The sequence below is a fragment of the Cupriavidus phytohabitans genome (assembly GCF_000426345.1).
Classification (GTDB): domain Bacteria; phylum Pseudomonadota; class Gammaproteobacteria; order Burkholderiales; family Burkholderiaceae; genus Cupriavidus.
Genome location: NZ_AUFE01000002.1, coordinates 166055 through 181891, shown reverse-complemented (window position 1 = coordinate 181891; position 15837 = coordinate 166055). Strand labels below are relative to the sequence as shown.

17 protein-coding genes are annotated in these 15837 nt (G+C 67.3%); 11 read left to right on the top strand and 6 right to left on the bottom strand.

Annotated features, from left to right (window positions below; genetic code table 11):
- Positions 1–27: 27 nt before the first annotated feature.
- From K309_RS0102510 to K309_RS0102495, 4 genes are all read right to left on the bottom strand, one after another.
- Positions 28–1473 (bottom strand): aldehyde dehydrogenase family protein, encoded by a 1446-nt coding sequence (locus tag K309_RS0102510; RefSeq protein ID WP_029044947.1) that lies wholly within the window; start codon positions 1471–1473, stop codon positions 28–30.
- 25 nt (positions 1474–1498) lie between these two features.
- Positions 1499–2230, bottom strand: coding sequence for an iron-containing redox enzyme family protein (locus K309_RS0102505; RefSeq protein ID WP_029044946.1), 732 nt, complete (start codon positions 2228–2230; stop codon positions 1499–1501).
- 175 nt (positions 2231–2405) lie between these two features.
- Positions 2406–3338: an ornithine cyclodeaminase family protein gene (locus tag K309_RS0102500; protein WP_029044945.1), complete on the bottom strand. Its 933-nt coding sequence runs from the start codon at positions 3336–3338 to the stop codon at positions 2406–2408.
- 66 nt (positions 3339–3404) lie between these two features.
- Complete coding sequence (locus K309_RS0102495) at positions 3405–4160, bottom strand: sulfite exporter TauE/SafE family protein (RefSeq protein WP_232232301.1); 756 nt, start codon at positions 4158–4160, stop codon at positions 3405–3407.
- A 382-nt stretch (positions 4161–4542) separates the two neighbouring features.
- Here K309_RS0102495 and K309_RS0102490 point away from each other — a divergent pair, with 382 nt between their 5' ends.
- The 11 genes from K309_RS0102490 to catC all read left to right on the top strand — a co-directional run bounded on the left by K309_RS0102490 (position 4543) and on the right by catC (position 13021).
- A complete protein-coding gene (locus K309_RS0102490) occupies positions 4543–6081 on the top strand; it encodes a hypothetical protein (protein ID WP_029044943.1) in 1539 nt (512 codons plus the stop codon).
- Between the two features lie 57 nt (positions 6082–6138).
- The gene (locus tag K309_RS0102485) at positions 6139–6474 is read left to right on the top strand and encodes a 2Fe-2S iron-sulfur cluster-binding protein (protein WP_029044942.1); all 336 of its coding nucleotides are present in this window, start codon (positions 6139–6141) and stop codon (positions 6472–6474) included.
- A 1-nt stretch (position 6475) separates the two neighbouring features.
- Positions 6476–6829 carry a hypothetical protein gene (locus tag K309_RS35795; RefSeq protein ID WP_051320301.1) on the top strand — a complete coding sequence of 118 codons (354 nt, stop codon included), beginning with the start codon at positions 6476–6478 and terminating at the stop codon, positions 6827–6829.
- Complete coding sequence (locus tag K309_RS0102475; RefSeq protein ID WP_029044941.1) at positions 6826–7155, top strand: 2Fe-2S iron-sulfur cluster-binding protein; 330 nt, start codon at positions 6826–6828, stop codon at positions 7153–7155. Before K309_RS35795 ends, K309_RS0102475 begins: the two co-directional genes overlap by 4 nt.
- Before the next feature lie 386 nt (positions 7156–7541).
- Positions 7542–8432 (top strand): MBL fold metallo-hydrolase, encoded by an 891-nt coding sequence (locus K309_RS0102470; protein ID WP_029044940.1) that lies wholly within the window; start codon positions 7542–7544, stop codon positions 8430–8432.
- Positions 8433–8516: 84 nt separating this feature from the next.
- A complete protein-coding gene (locus K309_RS0102465) occupies positions 8517–9431 on the top strand; it encodes a LysR family transcriptional regulator (RefSeq protein WP_029044939.1) in 915 nt (304 codons plus the stop codon).
- 116 nt (positions 9432–9547) lie between these two features.
- On the top strand, positions 9548–10246 hold the full coding sequence (locus K309_RS0102460) for a 3-oxoacid CoA-transferase subunit A (protein WP_029044938.1): 699 nt from the start codon (positions 9548–9550) through the stop codon (positions 10244–10246).
- Between the two features lie 5 nt (positions 10247–10251).
- Positions 10252–10914, top strand: coding sequence for a 3-oxoacid CoA-transferase subunit B (locus tag K309_RS0102455; RefSeq protein ID WP_029044937.1), 663 nt, complete (start codon positions 10252–10254; stop codon positions 10912–10914).
- An 89-nt stretch (positions 10915–11003) separates the two neighbouring features.
- Positions 11004–12290, top strand: a complete 1287-nt coding sequence (locus K309_RS0102450; protein WP_029044936.1) for an MFS transporter — start codon at positions 11004–11006, stop codon at positions 12288–12290.
- A 72-nt stretch (positions 12291–12362) separates the two neighbouring features.
- The gene (mmlI, locus tag K309_RS0102445) at positions 12363–12704 is read left to right on the top strand and encodes a 4-carboxymethyl-4-methylbutenolide mutase MmlI (RefSeq protein WP_029044935.1); all 342 of its coding nucleotides are present in this window, start codon (positions 12363–12365) and stop codon (positions 12702–12704) included.
- Positions 12705–12745: 41 nt separating this feature from the next.
- Complete coding sequence (catC, locus tag K309_RS0102440) at positions 12746–13021, top strand: muconolactone Delta-isomerase (protein ID WP_029044934.1); 276 nt, start codon at positions 12746–12748, stop codon at positions 13019–13021.
- Positions 13022–13054: 33 nt separating this feature from the next.
- Here the strand turns inward: catC and K309_RS0102435 are convergent, their stop codons facing one another.
- Both K309_RS0102435 and K309_RS0102430 read right to left on the bottom strand, forming a co-directional pair.
- A complete protein-coding gene (locus K309_RS0102435; protein WP_035876591.1) occupies positions 13055–14788 on the bottom strand; it encodes a cobaltochelatase CobT-related protein in 1734 nt (577 codons plus the stop codon).
- Positions 14785–15798 carry an AAA family ATPase gene (locus K309_RS0102430; RefSeq protein WP_051320300.1) on the bottom strand — a complete coding sequence of 338 codons (1014 nt, stop codon included), beginning with the start codon at positions 15796–15798 and terminating at the stop codon, positions 14785–14787. Before K309_RS0102430 ends, K309_RS0102435 begins: the two co-directional genes overlap by 4 nt.
- Between the last annotated feature and the right edge of the window lie 39 nt (positions 15799–15837).

The following is a 15837-nucleotide window of genomic DNA, read 5'->3' as shown; positions in this document are numbered from 1 at the left end:
GTCTGTGACTCCTTGCGACGGCCGGGCTCAGGCGCCCCGGTAGACCGTCTTGACCTGCGTATAGAACTCCAGCCCGGTGCGGCCCGACTCGCGGAAGGTCGAAGTGCTCGACCGCTTGACCCCACCGAATGGCGCGTTGACCAGGTTGCCGGTGGTGGTGCGGTTGATCTTGACCGTGCCCGCTTCGATGTCGGTGGCGAAGTGGTGGATATAGCGCGGGTTGCGGGTGACGATGGCCGCGGCCAGGCCGTACTCGGTATCGTTGGCCTTGGCGATGGCGTCGGCGTAATCGGTGAAGCCGATGATGGCGATCACCGGCCCGAAGATCTCCTCGCGCGCGATCCGCATCGGTTGCGTCACGTCGGTGAATACCGTCGGCGCGACGTAGTAGCCCTTGTCGAAGTCGCCGCCGGCCAGGCGTGTGCCACCGCACAGCAGCGTCGCCTCGGACTTGCCGATGTCGATGTAGCGCAGCACCGTTTCCAGCTGCTTGTGCGAGGCCAGCGGCCCAAGATCCATGCCCGGCGTCATGCCGCTGCCGACCTTGAGCGTTGCGACCTTCGCCAGCAGGCGTTCGGTGTATGCCGCCTTCACGGATTCGGCCACCAGCACGCGGCTCGTGCCGGTACACGCCTGCCCCGACAACGAGAAGCCACCCTTGATGGTCAGGTCGACGGCGCGATCCAGGTCAGCGTCTTCCATCACGATCAGCGGGTTCTTGCCGCCCAGTTCCATCTGCGTGCGCGTGGTCAGCGGCGCGGCGCGGTGGATCTGCTCGCCGGCGCGCGACGAGCCGGTGAACGAGATCGCGCGCACGGCCGGCGCCTCGGTGATGGTTGCGCCGATCTCGGCGGCGCTGCCGGTGATGAAGTTCAGCACGCCCTTGGGCAAGCCGGCCTTGATCAATGCCTCGGCCAGCCGGTAGCCCGAGAGCGGCGCCTCGGACGATGGCTTGAACACCACCGTGTTGCCGGTCACCAGCGCCGGCGCGATCTTGCGCGCGGGGATCGACACCGGGAAATTCCACGGCGCAATCACCGTCACCACGCCCAGCGACTCGCGCTGGCTGTAGACGAGCTGGTCAGGGTCGTCGTTCGGATACACCTCACCCGTGAAGGTCTGCCCTTCCACGGCGTAGAAGCGCAGCGTCTGGGCCGAGCGCAGCACCTCGTCGCGCGCCAGCGCCAGCGCCTTGCCCTCCTCGCGGGTCAGCTCGGCGGCGATGCTGTCGGCGTTGGCTTCCAGATGCTCCGCCGCGCGGTTGAGGATGACGGCGCGCTTGCCGACCGGAGTCTTTCTCCAGCCGGCAAATGCCGCCGCCGCGGCCGCCACGGCCGCCTGCGCGTCCACCGCGGACGACGCCTGGAAGCGGCCCACGATGTCGGCGGTGTCGGCCGGGTTGACGTTGTCGAAGGTGCGGCCCGACTGGCAGGCCGTCCATTCGCCGTCGATATGGTTCAGGAATATGGTCATCGTCGGTGCGGGTGCGCGGCGCCGCTCAGGCGGCCATCTCCAGTTCGGGCAGCGGCAGCTCTTTCTCGACGTAGTCGTGATAGAGCGCCGTGGTGTACAACAGCCGCATCTGCGCGCCGATCTCGCAGATCTTCAGGCAGCGCTGCTGCAGTTCCGGCGTGTTGGCGTGCTCCAGCACGATCTGGTAGCCGCGCTCGCCGTGGATCTCGTCCGAGACGATATGCAGGTCGAAGAATTCGACCTCTTCGTCGGTGAACTGGTACTTGTCGCGCAGCGTCGGGGTCTGCTTGCGGTAGATCGACGGCACCTGCGACTCCAGCCCGACCACCAGGCCGGCCACCGCCACGATCGGATCCTCGCGCATGGCCACCGCATAGCACCAGCTCTGCAGGCCGCGCGTGGTGGGCGACATGTTGTCCGGGTCGATCACGCGCTCGCGCGTGGTGCCGCAGGCTTCGGCAAAACGGATCAGCAGGTCGGTGTGACGGTCGCCGCCGATCTCTTCCTCGTACATGTTGGCAAGCAGGAAGTCCTTGGCCTCGGTATAGCGGTCCGGCGTGCGGGCGTAGATGTAGCCCAGGTAATCCGCGAACGGGCCGACGTAGTGATAGTGGTTCTCGGCCCAGCGTGCGAGATGGGCGCGGGTCAGCTTGCCGCTGGCCCAGGCCACGCTGAACGGCGCCTTGTTGGCGCTCTTGCCTTTGATGGCTTCTTCAAGGGCGGCACGGAAATCTTCGCGGTTCATCAGTTCGGCCATGACGGGGGCTCCTGGTTGGCGATGTGGGGCGATTCGGTGGGTTGGATGCCGGGCCCGGGTTGCAGACAGATCGGCCTGGCATGGTTGTATACTATATACAGTCAACCAGCGACGACAAGGGTTGTGTTGACTAATCACGTCAGTGTTTACCCGGCGCTGGAGCGCTCGGCGGCGCTCACGCGGCGCGGCGCTCCGCTCCGCCGGCGATGCGCGACCAGGCGAGGCCGGCCAGCGCCACGTCTTCCAGGCCCACGCCGACCGACTTGTAGATCACGATGTCGTCGTCGCACTGCCTTGGCGACACCTTGCCGAGCACGACGTCGGCCAGTTCGACGATCTTTTCCGCCGGCAGCGCCTCGGGATCGGCCAGCACGATATCGCCGGCCTCGCGGGTCGATTGCGGCCGCCACTCCACCACCACCGCGGCGGCGCGGCGCAGCGCGGCGTCATCCAGTTCGCGCGTGTGCGGCAAGCTGGAGCCGATGGCGGCCACGAAGGCGCCCGGCCGGATCGACGCGCCGGCGAACAGCGGCGTGGTCGCGCGCGAGGCCGTGACGATGACGTCGGCCTCGGCCACCGCGGCATCGGGCTCCGCCAGCACGACCGGGATGCCGCACAGCGCCGACAGCCACGCAGGCATGCCGGCGTCCGCATGCGGATCGGACACCAGGATGCGTTCCAGCCCCAGCGTGGCACTGAGCTGGCGCGCGTGCTGCGCGCCCTGCGTGCCCGCGCCGAACAACGCCAGCGTGCGCGCACCGGGACGCGCCAGCCTCTGCGCGGCCAGCGTGGTGCACGCCGCCGTGCGCAGGCGCGTAATGGCGCCGGCGTCGAATGAAGCCAGCGGGCTGCCGTCGTCGGTCGAGAAGATCAGGATGACAAAGGAGAACTGGCCGTTGATGGTGGTGTAGACCTTGGCCCCGGCCACCCCCTGCTGGGGGATCACCGCCCCCAGCGTGGACAGCTTGACGCCGCCGGCCTCGGTGCGGATACGCTCCTGCATCGCGGCATCGCCACGCCCGAAGCTGGAAAACGCCGCCTCCATGACCTGCCGGGCATCTTCCGGGGTGACGTGGGCATCGATCATCGCGTCTGTGATGTGCTGCATGGGAACTCCGCTGGTTAGGTTGACCTGGAAAGCGAAAGAATCGGAGGCGCCGCGGGGGCGGCGGCATCAGGCAAAGGCCGCGCGGCCGAGCACGCCCAGCGCGCCGGCCGCGCACAGGCCCAGCAGCAAGCGGCGCACCACGGTGGGCGACACGCGCCCGCGCAGCCGGTTCGACAGCGCGAAGCCGGCCAGCAGGAATGGCGCAAGCACCAGCGCCAGCACCAGTTGCGGCAGGCCGAAGCGCCCCGCCAGCGCCAGCATGGCGAGCGACAGCACGGCGCCGCCGGACAGGATGCAGCCCATGGTCGCGCGCATCGGCGCGGGCGCCATATGCTGCATGACCAGCGCGAACGGCGGCGCGCCCGCCGAGGTGATGGTTCCCATGAAGCCGGACAGCGTGCCCGCGATGACCACGTTGCGCGCGCCAGGCAGCAGGCGCCAGCCCAGCAGGCTCAATGCCACGGCGGCGAGGATCGACAGCGAGAACAGCACCGCCAGCGGTTCTGGCGCCAGCCATGCGATGGTCAGCACCGCCGCGGCCCCGCCGAGGGCGCGGCCTGTCAGCGCAAAGCCGGCGATGTCCCAGACGATGGCCTCGCGCTCGCGCAAGGCGCCCATCAGCGACAGGCAGCAGCCCATTGCCAGCAGTGGCCCCGGCACCAGGTCCGGGAAGAAGATCGCGCCCAGTGGCGCCGACAGCATGGCAAAGCCGATCCCACCCACACCCTGCAGGCAGGCGCCCGTCAGGATGAGCGCTCCCATCGACAGGTAGGCCGGGACGGACAGACCGGCGGGCAGCAGCGAAAGCAACGAATCGGGCATGGCGGAAGGCACGGTGGCGAGGCCTGGTTGACGGACGGCCGGGCTGGCTTGGAGCACGGTCCGGGACGGCAGGCACGCGTCCTGCTCATCTGGCTCGCTTGTCCGGCCAGAATCAATATTAAACGGTATACAGTCTACATATCGTAGTGATGCCGAGCAACCGGATTGCGCCGCCATGCACCATCGAAAGGAAAGCGGATCGGGCCAAATTCCCAATAAATGTGCGGTCTTGAGCGAATCTGCACCGCCTTCGTCTAGGCGTAATTCCGGATGAGAAATCGCTTGGCGCGGCGACAGGCTGGAATATAGTATACCGAAGCGGATGCAGCACAGTCCGATGGAATCCGCCCTCCACAAACCCCTCCGCCCCCAGGGAGTCTTCATGTCACAACAAGTCGTGATCGGTGCCGCGCACTGGATCTATCTGTCAGGGGTAGCAGTCATCGTGCTGACGATGATCCTGCGCGCCAATGTTGTCGTCCCGTCGATCGTCGGCACCGCCCTGGTCGTCTTTGCGCTGACCGGCAGCCCGGTGTCGGCACTGGGCGGGGTGTTTTCCGCGAGCCTGGTTGCCGCCAAGGAGCTGTTCAATATCTTCCTGGTGATCGCCTTCATGACGGCGCTCCTCAATGCGCTCAAGACGCTGCGCTCCGACATACGCATGGTCGAGCCCTTCCGCGTGGTGATGAAGAACGGGCATTCGGCCTTCTTCATCCTGGCGGGCATCACCTACGTCATCTCGCTGTTCTTCTGGCCGACGCCGGCCGTGCCGCTGGTTTCGGCCATCCTGCTGCCAGCCGCGATCGCGGCCGGGCTGCCGCCGCTGGCCGGCGCGATGGCGATCGCCATTGCCGGGCAAGGCATGGCGTTGTCGTCGGACTACGTGATCGGCGTCGCGCCGGGGATCAGTGCCAAGGCCGCCGGCGCGGCGGTCAGCGCCGCGGTGGTGGCCGACCGCGCGCTGGCGTTGTCGATCATCACCGGCTGCATTGCGCTATGCCTGGCATACCTGTCGATGCGCAAGCACATCGTGCCGGCCTGCGGCACCCTGCTCGACCGCTGGCAGGCGCAGGCCGGCGGCACCGCCGAGGCGATCGACGGCGGCATCACCTTCGACAAGGCCGAGATCGCCAGGGGCACCGCCCACAACGAACCGCTTGCCACCGACTGCAATATCGAGGCAAGCCTGTCGATGGTCGCCAGGCGCCGGGTGAAGTGGTCGAAGTGCTTCGCCATCGTGACGCCGGTTGCCTTCCTCGCCGTGGTCGCCGTGATGGTGCTGCCCAAGCTCGGCGCCGGCGTGCAGGATCTCAAGGGCGGCGACGCGGCCGCGCTGGTCGGCGGCGTCGCGGCGGTGCTGATGATGCTGGCGACGCTGGCCGCCGAAGGCCCGCGCCGCATGCTCGACGTCTGCCCGGAGCACATCACCGATGGCTTCGTCTTCGCCTTCAAGGCGATGGGGTCGGTGCTGCCGATTGCCGGCTTCTTCTTCGTGGGCGCGGGCGAAACTGCCGCGCAGATCCTCGGCCTGCCGCCGGGCAAGGCGCCGAGCCTGCTGTTCGAGCTGATCCAGGCCTACCAGCACATGATCCCGGACAACCACGTGCTGGTCGCCTTCGGGGTGCTGCTGGTCGGCATGATCACCGGCATCGACGGCTCCGGTTTCGCAGGCCTGCCGCTGACCGGCACGCTGGCGGGCGCGCTCGGGCCGGTGGTCGGCTTCGACCCGGCCACGCTCGCCGCGGTGGGCCAGATGGGCGCGGTCTGGACCGGCGGCGGCACGCTGGTGGCTTGGTCATCGCTGATCGCGGTGGCCGGCTTCGCCCGGGTGCCGGTGCTGGAAGCGGTGCGCGCGCTGCTGATCCCGGTGCTGATCGGGCTGGGCTGCTCCACCGTGGCGGCAATGGTGTTGTGGTCGTAGGCGCGCGCGAGCATCGCCACCGCAGCCGGATTTCCCTGATTATTCCCAGACCGAACGATGCCCAAAGTCACCTTCCACAAGCGAGGCGAAACCTTCACCGACGAGGTCAAGCCCCAGACCAACCTGGTTGTCCGCGCCGGCATCCGGCAGTTCCCCTACCCCAACCTGCGCTACGAGTGCGGCATGGGCAAATGCTCCAAGTGCGCCTGCCGCGTGCTCGCCGGCGCCGAGCACCTGCCGCCGCCCAACTGGAAGGAAAAGAAGCAGCTCGGCGAACGGCTGGAGCAGGGATACCGGCTGGCGTGCCAGCTCTGGATCGAGCATGACATCGAGCTGGCCCAGGACGACCTGCCTGCCCCCGCCGCGCTCGCCACGGCAATCGCGGGAGCCTGACATGTTCGTGCTGCTTACCAGCCGCCCCGGCCAGTTCCGCACCGAGCCTACCGGCGGCATGACCGCGGTCGAGGCGTACGACTACGTCTTCTACGGCAAGCGCACGGCCCGCTTTGTCATCGCCGAGCTGGCGGCCGATACCAAGGTACGGGTGCAGGAGGAAACCCCACCCGGCATCATCAACCTGGTATCGACCAAGTTCCTCGACAAGTACGCCACGCTGGAGGCCGCCCGCGCCGCGCTGCGCGAGCTGGCCAGCTTCGGCAGCATGGACATCGCCCTCGTGCCCACGCCGGTCGCCGTGGGGGCCGATCCTGAAGCCTCACGCGCGCACGCTACGCATTCATCGCCATGATCCAGATCACCTTCCTCACCAACCACGGCAAGACGGTCAGCACGCCGGCCAACAGCAACCTGCTGCGCGTGTCGCTGCGCGAACAGGGCGGCATTCCGTTCAAGTGCGGCGGCGGCCTGTGCGGCACCTGCAAGTGCCGCATCGACAAGGGCCGCGAACATACCGATGCGATCAAGCCGAAGGAAAAGAAACTGCTGACGGAAGACGAACTCGCAGCGGGCTTCCGGCTGGCTTGCCAGACGTTCATCGACGGCGATATCGCGGTGTCGTGGCAGCCGAAAGACGCGGTGGATCGAAGACAGGCTGCCGCCGCCGGCGAAGGCTAGAAGGGCGCGGACAGTGCTCGGGCTCACCCGGCAACGTGTCCGACTGTCTCGACACTTCGCGCTATTCCCATACCCATCGGGTATGGGAAACAACTTTTTCTGTCTTGGACGCCTGCAACTCCAGGGCCCATACTCCGGCCGACTGGCAATTTGGTTCAGTCATGGTCGCGAATCCATGAGTGACAGACCTCGCTGCTGTCCTGATCGATCCTCCGCCGCAGTGCTGCAGCGTCATGCATGAAGCTGCCTGAAACCCCTCTTTTGGATTGCGAAATTGGCGAGGCGACGAAGATCGCCGATGCTCGATGCCTATCAAAGCCGGCGTCGGCCATGCCGCAAGCGGCCTCGCCGCTGGGCACTCACAACACCAAACGGAGACAAGCCACATGATGCAAGCGCGCGCCTTCGGCGACCTCAAGATCACCCGCATCCTCGAATATGCGGGGCCGACGCACGATCCCGCGTTCCTGTTCCCCGACATCGACCGCGCCGTGCTTGATGCCCATGCTGACCTGATGGCGCCGCACCATTGGATACCGCACATGAACAAGCTGATCGTGACGATCCAGTTCTGGGTGGTCCATGCGGGGGACAGCATCATCGTGGTCGATACGGGCGTTGGCAACTTCAAGCCGCGTGCCGGCATCGCGCGCATGCACAGGCTGAACACGCTGGTGCGCGAGTGGCTGATCGCGGCTGGCGCACCGCCGGAAAAGGTCACCCATGTCGTGATGACGCACCTGCACGCGGACCACGTCGGATGGAACACCACCTGGCAGGACAATCGCTGGGTGCCTACCTTTCCCAACGCGCGCTATTACATCCCCAAGGATGACTTCACTTTCTGCGACGAGGGCCGGAACAAGGAGCCGGGCGTGGTGGACGTGTTTGGTGAGTCCTTCCTTGACAGCGTGATGCCAGTGGTCAGCGAAGGTCTGGCGGAAATGATGGTGGCCGGGCAGGAGATCGCGGGCTGCCTGCAGGTTGAACCCGCTGCGGGCCATAGTCCCGGCCAGGTGGCGTTCCGCATCCGTTCGCGCGGCGAAGAGGCGATCTTCTGCGGCGATATCCTGCACAGCCCGCTGCAGATCGTTCGCCCTGACGTGAACTCCGGCTATTGCATCCGCCCCGACCTGGCGCGCAGCACGCGCCTGGCCTTCCTGAATGACGCCGCCGAGCGCGAGGCGTTGATCCTGCCAGTGCATTTCGGCGAGCCCTATTGTGGCTACGTCAGGCGCCAGGGCCCAGGCTTCCGCTTCGAGCCCGCCACCTGGTAGCGACGCGGCGGCCGTTATCCCGCCGCCGCATGCCCGCCGACGCGGGTATCGGTGGCACAGTCAGTACGCCGCGAGACCAGCAGCATGGCCGTTCCCTTCGACATCACCGATTTCCGCCTCTTCGTCAATGTGGCGGAAACGCGCAGCCTGACCCGTGGCGCGGAGCGTTCCTTCCTCTCCGTGCCGGCGGTCAGCAACCGCATCAAGAACCTTGAAGACACGCTGGGGGTACGATTGCTGGAGCGCTCGCCCCAGGGCGTGACGCTGACGGCAGCCGGCGAGGTTTATCTGCAGCATGCCCGCGTGGTGCTTGCCGAGCTGGAACGGCTTACGGGCAACCTCCAGCCGTTCACCGCAGGCCTTTCCGGGCAGCTCAAGCTGGTGGCCAATACCACGGCCATCACGGAGTACCTGCCCCCGGTGATCGGTGACTACCTTGTCAGCCATCCGGATGTACGCATCGATGTCCGCGAGCGCCTGAGCGATGACATTGTCCGCCTGGTGCGTGAAGGCGGCACCGACCTCGGCATCATCTCCGGCAATGTGCCCACCGCCGGCTTGCAGGCCGTTCCCTTTGTCAAGAGCGCGCTGATCCTGGTTGCACCGCTAGGCCACCCGCTGCTGACGCAGCGCGAGGTCTGGTTCGAGCAGTCGCTGCAATATGCCTTCGTCGCGCTGCTCGAAGGCAGCGCCTTCCAGATGTTCATGACACGCGCCGCAGGCGCGCTGCACAAGCCCATGACCATCCGCGTGCATGTGGCCAGCTACGATGCCATCTGCCGCATGGTCGCAGCCGGCGCCGGCATCGCCATCATGCCCAAGGCCGCGTTCGCGCGCCTCAAGGGCGAGCAGCCGATCGGCGCCTGCGACCTGCGCGATGACTGGGCCGTGCGAACCTTCCAGGTTTGCGCGCGCGACCTCGACGGCCTGTCCAGCTTCGCCCGTGATTTTGCCAACCGGCTGATCGGCCGCTATGCACCGGGGGTCAGCGGCAGCTAGCTCGCGCGCTCCCTTCGGGGCCTTAAGCCAGCGCTAAGGGTGCTTGCAGAACCCGAAATTGTGAGGCCGCCGGCTGCATGGCAACCTAGTCTCGCCAGACAACAACGAAGCGAGACATGATCGATAAGCTCTGCAGAACGACGCGCGAAGCGGTGGACAACATCCCCGACGGCGCCACCATCGCGATCGGCGGATTCGGTGGCGCCGGCATGCCCGATGCATTGATTGACGCCCTGATCGAACAGGGCGCCACCGATCTCACGGTAGTCAGCAATAACGCCGGCAACGGCGACACCGGGCTGGCTGCGCTGCTCAAGGCGCGTCGCGTGCGCAAGCTGGTGTGCTCGTTCCCGCGCCAGCGCGATGCCCATGTCTTTGAAGCCCTGTACCGCGCCGGCCAGATCGAGCTGGAAGTCGTGCCGCAGGGCACGCTGGCGGAGCGCCTGCGCGCCGCCGGCAGCGGCATCGGCGCGTTCTACACGCCGACCGGCTTTGGCACGCTGCTGGCCCAGGGCAAGGAGACGCGCCAGATCGACGGGCGCGGCTACGTGCTTGAGCATCCGATCCATGCGGACGTTGCGTTGATCAATGCGGAGGCGGCCGACCGCTGGGGCAACCTCGTCTACAACAAGACCGCGCGCAATTTCGCTCCCGTCATGGCGATGGCGGCAAGCCAGACGATCGCCGCGGTGGCGCGGGTCTGCGAGCTGGGCGAGCTGGACCCGGAAGCCATCGTGACGCCCGGCATCTTCGTCAGCCGCGTGGTGCTGCGCGACAGCGCGCACGCACAAGCTGCGCCCATGCAAGCGGATTGAGAACCATGGACCAAGTAGCCAAGAACCTTCTGGCCGCGCGCGTGGCGCGCGACATCCCCAACGGATCGTATGTGAACCTGGGCATCGGCCTGCCGACCCTGGTGGCCAACCACCTGCCCCGTCACCGCGAAGTCATCCTGCACAGCGAGAACGGCGTGCTCGGGCAATGGTCGGCTGCGGAGCCCGGGCAGGAAGACTGGGACCTGATCAATGCGGGCAAGGAAGCCATCCGGCTGGAGCGAGGCGCGGCCTTTTTCCATCATGCCGACGCCTTCGGCATGATGCGCGGCGGCCATCTGGATATCTGCGTGCTTGGAGCATTCCAGGTATCGCAACGCGGCGACCTGGCCAACTGGCACACGGGGGCAGCCGACGCCATTCCCGCGGTCGGCGGCGCCATGGACCTGGCCATCGGCGCCAGGCGCGTGTTCGTGATGATGGACCACATGACCAGGGACGGTGCCAGCAAGCTGCGCCGCCAATGCAGCTATCCGCTGACGGGGCTTGCCTGCGTGAGCCGCGTCTACACCGAACTCGGCACCTTCGCCATCGGTGCGCAAGGGGTGTCGGTCATCAAGATCATCGGCGACATGTCACCGCAGGCGCTCCAGTCAGTCACAGACGTGGATCTCGATTTCTCCACGCTGGCCATGGCCGAGCCTGCCTGAATCCCGCCGGGAAGGCCAGCGCCCCCGGGCATCGATGCATGCCGGGGCGCCGGACAAACAAAGAACGAAACGCAATACAGGAGACAACCATGTTGACTTGGTACAAGACCGGGACTGCCCAGCAGAAGAAGACGTTCTGGGCATGCTATTCGGGCTGGGCGCTGGATTCCTTCGACATGCAGATGTTCAGCTTCCTGCTGCCCGCCCTGACGCTTGCATGGGGGCTGACCAAGGCTGAAGTCGGCGTGCTTGGGACGGTGGCGCTGATCGTTACCGCCATCGGCGGCTGGGGTGCCGGCATACTCAGCGACCGCTATGGCCGCGCGTGCATCCTGGTGGTGGCGATCGTCTGGTTCACACTGTTCGGCGTACTCGCCGGCTTCGCCCAGACATACCAGCAACTCGTGGTCGCCCGCATGCTTCAGGGCCTGGGCTTCGGCGGCGAATGGGCGGTCGGCGCGGCGCTGATGGCAGAAGTGATCGACCCCAGGCATCGGGGCAAGGCCATGGGCTATGCGCAATCGGGCTTCGCGCTGGGCTGGGCGTTGGCGGTCGTCGTGGCGACGGTGCTGCTGGCCTGGCTTCCGCAGGAGCTGGCATGGCGCGTGGCGTTCTGGAGCGGCATTATCCCCGCGTCGATCGTGCTGTTCATCCGGCGCCATATCAAGGACGCGCCGATGTTCGAGCGCGCCCGGCAAAGCCGCGCGCCGCGCGCTTCGCTGGCCTCGGTGTTCAGCCGCAAATACGCGCGTTCACTGATCCTGTCGAGCGTGCTGGTGATCGGCCTGCAGGCCGGCTGCTATGCCATCCTGGTCTGGTTGCCGTCCCTGCTCAGCCAGCGGGGCGTCGCACCGACATCGATGATCGTCACGGTCTTCATCATGGCCTTCGGCTCGTTCTGCGGCTTCGCGTTCGCAGCCGACCTGTGCGATCGCATCGGGCGGCGGCCGACGCTGATCCTGCTGTCGGTCTGCGCGTGGATCGTCACCGTCAGCTACATGCTGCTGCCGCTGAACACCACGCTCGCCGCCGTCCTGGGGTTCCTGGTCGGGTTCTCGGCAATCGGCATGTTCGCCGCCCTTGGGCCTTTCCTCAGCGAACTGTTTCCGACCAATGTGCGCACGACCTGCATGGGCTTCGCCTATAACGTGGGCAAGTCGGTGGGCGCGGGTTCCGTCGTCGGCGTCGGCGTACTCTCCACTCACATTGGCCTGGCCAATGCCATGGGGACATTCTGCCTGGTGGCCTATGCCTTCGCGGTATTCGGCATGCTGCTGTTGCCCGAGACCCGCGGCATCGCCATCGAGTCCATCGGCGAAGACGGCGATCGCTTCGCGCCGGAGCCCCTGGCCGAACCCGCGCGGGCGCATCCCTGACAACGCGGCGCGAGCGCCAGCAAGGCGCGCAACGGCCACGCGTGAACCAATACCGAACCAAGAGGAGTCAATATGATTCGACTGCTGTACCTGCTGGTCAAGCCGGAAGGCATGTCCGACGAAACCTTCCGCGCGGAATGCCTGCGCCACGACGAGATGTCGCACGATGTGCCCGGCCTGCACAAGTATGAGGTCCGCCTCGTCGCCGGCCAGCCCACCGATACCCACGTGCCCTACTTCGACATCGGGCACGTCGATGCCATCGGCGAATGCTGGTTCGAGAGCGAAGCCGCCTACGCCACTTACCTGGCGTCTGATGTCCGCAAGGCCTGGTTCGAGCACGGCAAGACCTTTATCGGCCGCCTCAAGCCATTGCGCACGGCGCCCGTCACCGGCGACGCCAGCGCGAGCTGACCGTCCAGGCACACTGCATCCCGACAAGCGAGGAGACCCCCATGCTTTATTGCGTACAGATGGAAGTGAAGATCCCGGATTCGCTTCCGGCAGACCGCGCCGAAGCGATCAGGGCCGCCGAGAAGGCGCGCGCCATCGACATCCAGAAGTCCGGCAAATGGCCCCACCTGTGGCGCGTGGCCGGCCGCTATGCCAACATCAGCATCTTCGACGTGGAAAGCAACGATGCGCTGCACGACTTGCTGTCTTCGCTTCCGTTGTTTCCCTATATGACCATCGCGGTCACGCCGCTGGCGCGCCATCCATCGGCGATCTAGCGACGGCATGGCAGCGGTTTCAACGACGGGCGGCTACCGCCGCCTCGTCGCCACCAACCCCGCCACCTCATCCAGCATCGCCATATCCACCGGCTGCGACAGGTCCAGCGCCAGCGTGTGCCGGTAATACGGGCTGAGGTCCAGCCCGACCCCCAGCCCCAGCACCTCCACGTCACGCAACGTCTCGTGCCGCGCCACGACGGCCTTGAGATGGTTGTCGAGATAGCAGGCATCGTTGGCCAGCCCGGTGGCGGTATCCATCGGGCTGCCATCGGACACCACCACCAGGATGCGGCGAGTCTTGCCGGTGGCGTGCAGCCGCGCGCAGGCCCACTCGACCGCCTCGCCGTCCACGCCTTCGCGGAACAGGTCGGCCTTGAGCAAGGCGGTCATGTCGGTGCGGGCGCGGCGCCAGCTGCGCGCGGCATCCTTGAACACCATGTGACAGGTTTCGTTGAGCCGGCCAGGGTGCGCCGGCCGGCCGCGCGCGAGCCAGTCGGAGCGGGCGCGGCCGCCGTTCCAGGCGTTCGTGGTGAAGCCCAGCACCTCGGTGGCCACGCCGGCCTGGTCGAGGGCGCGCGCGAGCAGGTCGAGCAGCAATGTCAGCGGCTCCGCCCGCGCCTTCATCGATCCCGAGCAGTCCACCAGGAAACCCACCACGCAATCGGCATGCGCCTTGTACGCTTCGCGGCGGAACAGGCGCCGCTCGGCGGGCGAGCTGACCAGTTGCGCCAGCCGGCGGCCGTCGATGCGGCCGCTTTCCTCGCCGAAGGACCAGCCGTCGACACGCGGCTGCGCCAGCGCGGCGCGCAGCTTGCGGGCCAGCCGCGCCACGTTGACGCCGGCGCGGGCAATATGTGCATCGAGGCGCGTGCGGTATTCATCGAGCAAGGCGCGGCGCACCAGCGTGGCCCCGCGCACTTCGCGGTCGTAGCGGGTGGTGAAGATGCGGTAGCCATCGGCGGCGTCGGCCAGCACGCGGCTGTGGCCGCTGTCGGCGAGGGCGAAGGCTTCGGCGGGTGGCTCGTCGAAATCGAGCCATAGCGCAAAGCCGGCGCGTGCGGAGGAAACGGCATTGTCGTCATCCTCGCCGGCACGCGGCGCTTCGCTGCGTACCATGTCCGCGACGGCCCGTGCCAGCGCCAGCGCATGCGCGGCAAACGCGGACTGGTCGTGGCGATGCGCGCGCAGCCCGGCCAGCGCCGTGCCCAGCACGGGGACGATGGCGGCGCGCGTGGCCTCGATCAGGTCTTCGGTGTCTTCGAGCACCGGCTCGCCGCTCAGCCGTGACCACGCCACCTGCGCCACCGTGTAGAGCAGGATGCCGAGATGGCCCTCGGTCAGCCCCGAGCGATGGAACGCGCGCGACCACGCCATGAAGCGATGCCGCAGGTTCGCTGCCACGCCGGCCATGCCGCGCGGCAGGCGGGTTTCGCAGCGCAGTTGCTCGAGCAGCTCGAAGACCAGGCGCTCGACCGGATCGGCGGGACAGAGGCTGCGGTGCAGCGGGGCGTCGGAATGCGCCTGCCGCAGCGCGGCGCCATCGGCGGCGCCGCGCAGGCAGGCCGCCGTGTCGGTATCCGGATCGGTACGCAGGTGCGGCGCGTGCTGCGGCACCGGCCGCATCGCGCGCCAGAGCTGGCCGTCGCGGAAATGCAGTGCCGCGTCGCCGGTCAGCGCGCGCACGGCGGCGCCGGAGAGCTCGTCCTGCCGCTGGCGCCGGCGCAGCTGCTGCGCGGCCGACGCCGTGGCCGACGCCGCGGTCATCGCGCGGACTCCGACGCGGCCGCAACCGCGGCGGCCTCGCCGGGCAGCTGTCCGAAGCAGCGCTGGTAATACTCCGCCACCACCGGCCGCTCGGCCTCGTCGCATTTGTTCAGGAAGGTCAGCCGGAACGCCAGGCCCGGATCGCGGAAGATCTGGCAGTTCTCGGCCCAGCTGATCACGGTGCGCGGCGACATCAGCGCCGATAGGTCGCCCGCCGCAAACCCGCGCCGCGTCAGCCCCGCCATGGCCACCATGGCGTCGACCAGCGCGCGGCCGGCGTCGTTGTCCAGCTCGGGCACGCGCGCCAGCACGATGCCCGCCTCTTCCTCGTGCGGCAGGTAGTCCAGCGTGGCGACCACGTTCCAGCGGTCGATCTGCGCATGATTGAGCAACTGGGTGCCGTGATAGAGCCCGTTGACGTTGCCGAGCCCCACGGTATTCGACGTGGCAAACAGGCGGAACGACGGATGCGGCCGGATCACCCGGTTCTGGTCGAGCAGCGTGAACTTGCCGTCGCGCTCCAGGATGCGCTGGATCACGAACATCACGTCGGGCCGGCCCGCGTCGTATTCATCGAAGATCAGCGCCACCGGCCGCTGCAGCGCCCACGGCACGATGCCTTCCTGGAACTCGGTCACCTGCCGCCCGTCGCGCACGACGATGGCGTCCTTGCCGACCAGGTCGAGCCGGCTGATATGCCCGTCCAGGTTGACGCGCACGCACGGCCAGTTGAGCCGCGCCGCCACCTGCTCGATATGGGTGGACTTGCCGCTGCCATGCAGCCCCTGCACCATCACGCGCCGGTCGCGCATGAAGCCGGACAGGATCGCCAGCGTCACCTCCGGCTGGAAGCGGTAGGCCGGGTCGACCTCCGGTACGTGGTCGTCGCGCTCGCTGAAGGCTGGCACCATCAGTCCGGAATCGATGCCGAACACCTCGCGGACCGGAATCATCCGGTCCGGCTTGCCATACTGCTCTTGCGTCACCTCATGCTCCTCGTTGGTCGCCATGCCTTTTTTCACATTGGCACCGCGACCAGCGGAGCTACC